This is a genomic window from Mesotoga sp. HF07.pep.5.2.highcov, assembly GCF_003666285.1.
Classification (GTDB): Bacteria; Thermotogota; Thermotogae; order Petrotogales; family Kosmotogaceae; genus Mesotoga; species Mesotoga prima.
Window position 1 is genome coordinate 1 of the sequence record NZ_JFHJ01000333.1, and the last position, 4267, is coordinate 4267.

The following is a 4267-nucleotide window of genomic DNA, read 5'->3' on the forward strand; positions in this document are numbered from 1 at the left end:
CTATATAAGCAATGGACCTTTCTATCTGTCGAAATTCGACTCGACTTCCAACTACATGGAATTGAGAGCTTTCAGAGATCCCGACTACCCTTACGAAGACACATACTGGATAGAGGAACTGAAAGCTGTAAGGATGCAGATAGACAGCTTGGAAACGCCTGCCTTTGTGGCTAAGGGCAGCGATCTTCCTGTAAGTGTTTACGTCTCGGAAGTCACTTATCCAATAGATGAGGCTGTTCCCGCAACAACCGGAAAGGTGACTCTGTCCCTGATAGTTGGACAGGAGGCAAGGGAGTTCGAAGCCGCAATGACCGAAGCCGGATTGTTCGAGTGCGTGATACCGGCGAGTGCTATTGAGGATCTCGGCGCAGGATCGTACGACATCATGGCAATTGCCGAGTTAGAAGGGGCCATTCCCGCTTCTGCTTCGACTTCTATAGTAATCTACTGATAAGGTTCAAGTTGAAGAGGCAGTGTCTACTACGACACTGCCTCTTCTTTCATTTGTCCTGTACAGCGACTAAAGATGGAGTGGAAGTCTACAAACCCACCAGATGGACTTCTCGTGCACAGTCTGTTTTTTTCAAACTGAATAAAGCCTTCTGAAATATCAGTAATTCAGTCAAAAGAGAATCGAACCAAAAACAATCGTGAAGTCTAATTGAAGGCAGCAGCAGCGGTTTCCAGTGGATAAACTCTTTTGACAAGTATATTTTTCGAGTAAAGAGACAAAACTCCTTCCTTTGAAAAGCAACTGGAGAGAATAAATTCACCCTGAAACGCGACTTTATAGGCAATCTCGGGTGCTTCTGCGTGAAAATCTAAAGAATGGCTGAAACTACTCCTTAGATCCTCTTATTTTTTTCAAGAACTTCTCCACATCTTCGGAAGGGATTTCGAGGTAACCGGGTTTGGCACCGGAAAGGAGGGTGATCTGAGCCAGAAACTCCAGCGTCTCGAGCTTTGCATATGCCTCTTCAATACTACTTCCGCCGACTGTAACACCGTGGTTTCTCAAAACGAAGGTTCGCGAGCCCAGCTTCAAACCCTCGTCGAATATCTCCGCAAAATCATCCGTACCAGGCATTCTGTAGGGAAGATAGGTTATCGGAGCCAGCATGAGCGCAGTTTCAGGAAGAACATTCACAGGAAACTTCTTCTGCTGAACTGCGATAGTGGTCGCGTAAACGGGATGAGCATGGAAAACGGAAACCACGTCTTCACACTCTCTGTAAATCTTCAAATGCATCCTGTATTCCGATGATGGTTCGCGCCTCCCACTAACTTTCCTTCCATTCAGATCTACCTCGACAAGATCCTCTTCCGTGAGAAAGTGCTTCACCATTGTTGTGGGGGTAATCACAAAATGATCTCCATTTCTAACGCTCATATTTCCACCGGTACTCTCGGTAAGTCTTCTGTCCCATGCCAGCCTCGCGAAAAGGACCAGCTCTTTTCTCAAATCCATAGTGACCTCCATTTTGTTCTATATTTTGCTCCATATATAGCATGAAATAACTATAAGTCGATTCTATTATAGCCAGTCACGCTACACGTGACCATCAGGCTTTGCCTCAGTCTCCCCTTCGGCGGGATGCATTGCACTAAGGGGCATCAGATGACGCAATGACGGCAAGCCTCTAAAGAAGTGATGCTGGGAAGAACATCCCATGAAGTGATGCCCGGAAAAGCGTCCGGGGAAGTGAGGCTGTTACTCAGGAAGTGACGCTGGCGCTCACGCGAGGAGGCAAGAAACAAAGAAAGAGAGGTTTGGGAGCGAGATCCTTTGCAGGACCCCTGTACGATGATGAAAACCATGTTGCCCGTCAACGGTCCTCCGCCAAGAAAACCGGTTCTTCGTTGTTCGTTTTTTGAACCAGATCCCGGATCAAGTCCGGGATGACAATTTGAGGGACTTCCCAAACCCGCTGCCCGGATAACTTTCTCAGTTACGGTAAAACCCTGAATTGATGAGCCGGGTCTGTTCGCGAAACCCCAGAATCGAGACCCGAGATCCACTACTAATTCCGTCATTCTGAACTTGTTTCAGCATCTCGATCCAAAGATTCGCTGTATGCTTAAGAGCAAGAACCCGCTGGTCGCTGATGAAAACCGCGTTGCCCATTAACGGTCCTGCGTCCTCCGCCGAGAAAAGACCGGTTCTTCGTTCCGACGCCACGCGTCCAGGTTGTTCGTTCTTGGTAAAGAATTCCGTCATGACTGAAAATGAGGTCAGTTCTTGATGTGCACACACCACGTCGAAGATGGAGCCGTCGACACCCCTCTCGAGAGGGGATTAAGAGCTTTTCAATATCGCGGAACCTTACCTGCCCTCTTTGCTTTTCCATTCTCTCTACTCTCTGAATAATGGTTTGACCAAGAACGGTTATTCCGAAAACGCCCAATTCCGTCATTCCGACAAAGCTCCTGGTCGGAATCTTCATGAATTGCTTCACGGCTCTCCCGGCGAACGGAGAACCGCTCAACGTTCAACCAGTTTCTCTTGATCTTCCGACCTCCGACCTCGGTCTTACAACTCACAACTTGGAACTTGCAACTGGTTTTTTTGCTCTTCCGACCCCCAGCCCGCTACCCCCGACCCCGGTTTTTCAAAGATCCACTATCTTCCCCGGATTGAGTATGTTGTTTCGATCAAAGGCCATTTTTATGCCTCGAATTAGATCAAGTTGAGCTTCGTCTACTATTGATGCGAGGTATTTCTTCCTCTTTATACCTATACCGTGTTCTCCGCTTATGCAGCCCCCTAACTCTGTGGTTTCATCAAAGAGCTCTTTTTCGGCCAGCGGGAGATTTCTGTTCCACTCTTCCTGAGTAAGATCTCCCTTTATAAAAGTGACATGGACATTTCCGTCTCCTGCGTGGCCAAAGGCAATCATTTCGAGTCCGCGCTTCTTTGCGATCTCTTCAGACCTCTTTATTAGCTTAGGTATATTCGCCATCGGAACGGAGACGTCTTCCATGCTGTGCACCGGGCTTATTGCGGCCAGTGCCTCCGCAATCGACTTTCTGGCCTTCCATAGTTTGTCTCTCGTATTCCGGTTGTCTGCCACAAAGGCTTCAAGCCCGCCCGCTTCGATAGCGGCTTCTCCGAGTTTGACGTAATCGTCGAATATCGAATCCTTGCTGTTGCCTTCGACTTCTATTATCAGATGAGCTCCGGCGTCAGCGTACGGAAACTCGATGTTCAGGAAGCTGCAGGTCGCCCTTATCGACGAGCCGTCCATAAACTCCAGAGAAGTAGGGACAACACCTGAACCGCTCATCAATCCAGGTACTGCTGCAATTGCCGTATCGATATCCGGGTATGGTACGAGCAAGGCCACTGAATACTTTGGCTTTGGCAGCAGCCTCAACGTTATTTTCGTGACAATTCCAAGCGTGCCTTCAGATCCGACCATGAGATGGACGAAGTCCAGGCCGCTGACATCCTTCAGTCTTTTTCCTCCAAAGAATGTGACCTCGCCTGAGGGAAGGACTACCTCAAGGCCGTAAACATGGTAACCTGTCGGTCCATATTTCATGACTTTGTTTCCTCCGGCGTTTTCCGCAACGTTGCCCCCGATCGAGGAGCTCTCGCTGCTGCAGGGATCACCTCCGTAAACTAGGTTATGCCTGTCTGCCAGTTTCTGAATTTCGCCGGTTATCACTCCCGGTTCGACGGTAATCATCATATTTGCTTCGTCGAACTCGAGAATTCTGTTCATCTTCTCGAAGCTCATGACGATTCCACGGCATGAAGGCACCGCGCCTCCCGAAAGGCCCGTTCCCGCACCTCTTGGGGTAACTGGAATCAAATGCCTGTTTGCGAATTTCATGATCTCCGACACTTCCTGAGTACTTACAGGGAATGTGACAACCTCCGGTTTTACGGCTCTCAGTTCGGCCGTCTCGTCTCTAGAATATCTATCCAGTGACTCCTCATCGTATTTGACTGGGATCTTGAGTAGTGCTTGAAGCTCTTCTATCAGGCCCGCGTTAAGACGTCCGTAATTCATCTCTTCACCTCCGACTCAAGGGACTTTGCAAGTTCGTTCAGAATCTCGACAGCGTCTCCAACAAGCCCAATATCTGCGAAGTTGAAAATCGCAGCGTTCCTGTCTCTGTTTATCGCAACGATGAACTCTGCGGTTTGCATCCCCGCAATATGCTGAACGGCGCCGGAAATACCCGCAGCGATGTAGATCTTCGGTTTAACTGTATGGCCGCTCAATCCGACCTGAGCTTCGTGTCCTATCCACTTCGAATC

The 4267-nt window shown here is 48.9% G+C and carries 3 protein-coding genes and 1 pseudogene; 1 reads left to right on the plus strand and 3 read right to left on the minus strand.

The window, feature by feature from the left end; genetic code table 11:
- A pseudogene (locus BG32_RS07330) lies at positions 1–451 on the plus strand (ABC transporter substrate-binding protein); the annotation flags it as partial.
- A 387-nt stretch (positions 452–838) separates the two neighbouring features.
- Here BG32_RS07330 and BG32_RS07335 read toward each other — a convergent pair.
- From BG32_RS07335 to BG32_RS07355, 3 genes are all read right to left on the minus strand, one after another.
- A complete protein-coding gene (locus BG32_RS07335; protein WP_006489452.1) occupies positions 839–1468 on the minus strand; it encodes a class II aldolase/adducin family protein in 630 nt (209 codons plus the stop codon).
- A gap of 1141 nt (positions 1469–2609) precedes the next feature.
- Positions 2610–4016: an FAD-binding oxidoreductase gene (locus tag BG32_RS07350; RefSeq protein WP_121526630.1), complete on the minus strand. Its 1407-nt coding sequence runs from the start codon at positions 4014–4016 to the stop codon at positions 2610–2612.
- Positions 4013–4267, minus strand: a 255-nt coding sequence (locus tag BG32_RS07355; protein WP_147434872.1) for an electron transfer flavoprotein subunit alpha/FixB family protein, incomplete at its 5' end; no start/stop codon positions are given. The genes BG32_RS07355 and BG32_RS07350, both read right to left, overlap by 4 nt.

Excerpts from the sequence above, each read along its gene's own strand:
- BG32_RS07335 (WP_006489452.1), bottom strand. The coding sequence starts at position 1,468 with ATGGATTTGAGAAAAGAGCTGGTCCTTTTCGCGAGGCTGGCATGGGAC.
- BG32_RS07350 (WP_121526630.1), bottom strand. The coding sequence starts at position 4,016 with ATGAATTACGGACGTCTTAACGCGGGCCTGATAGAAGAGCTTCAAGCA.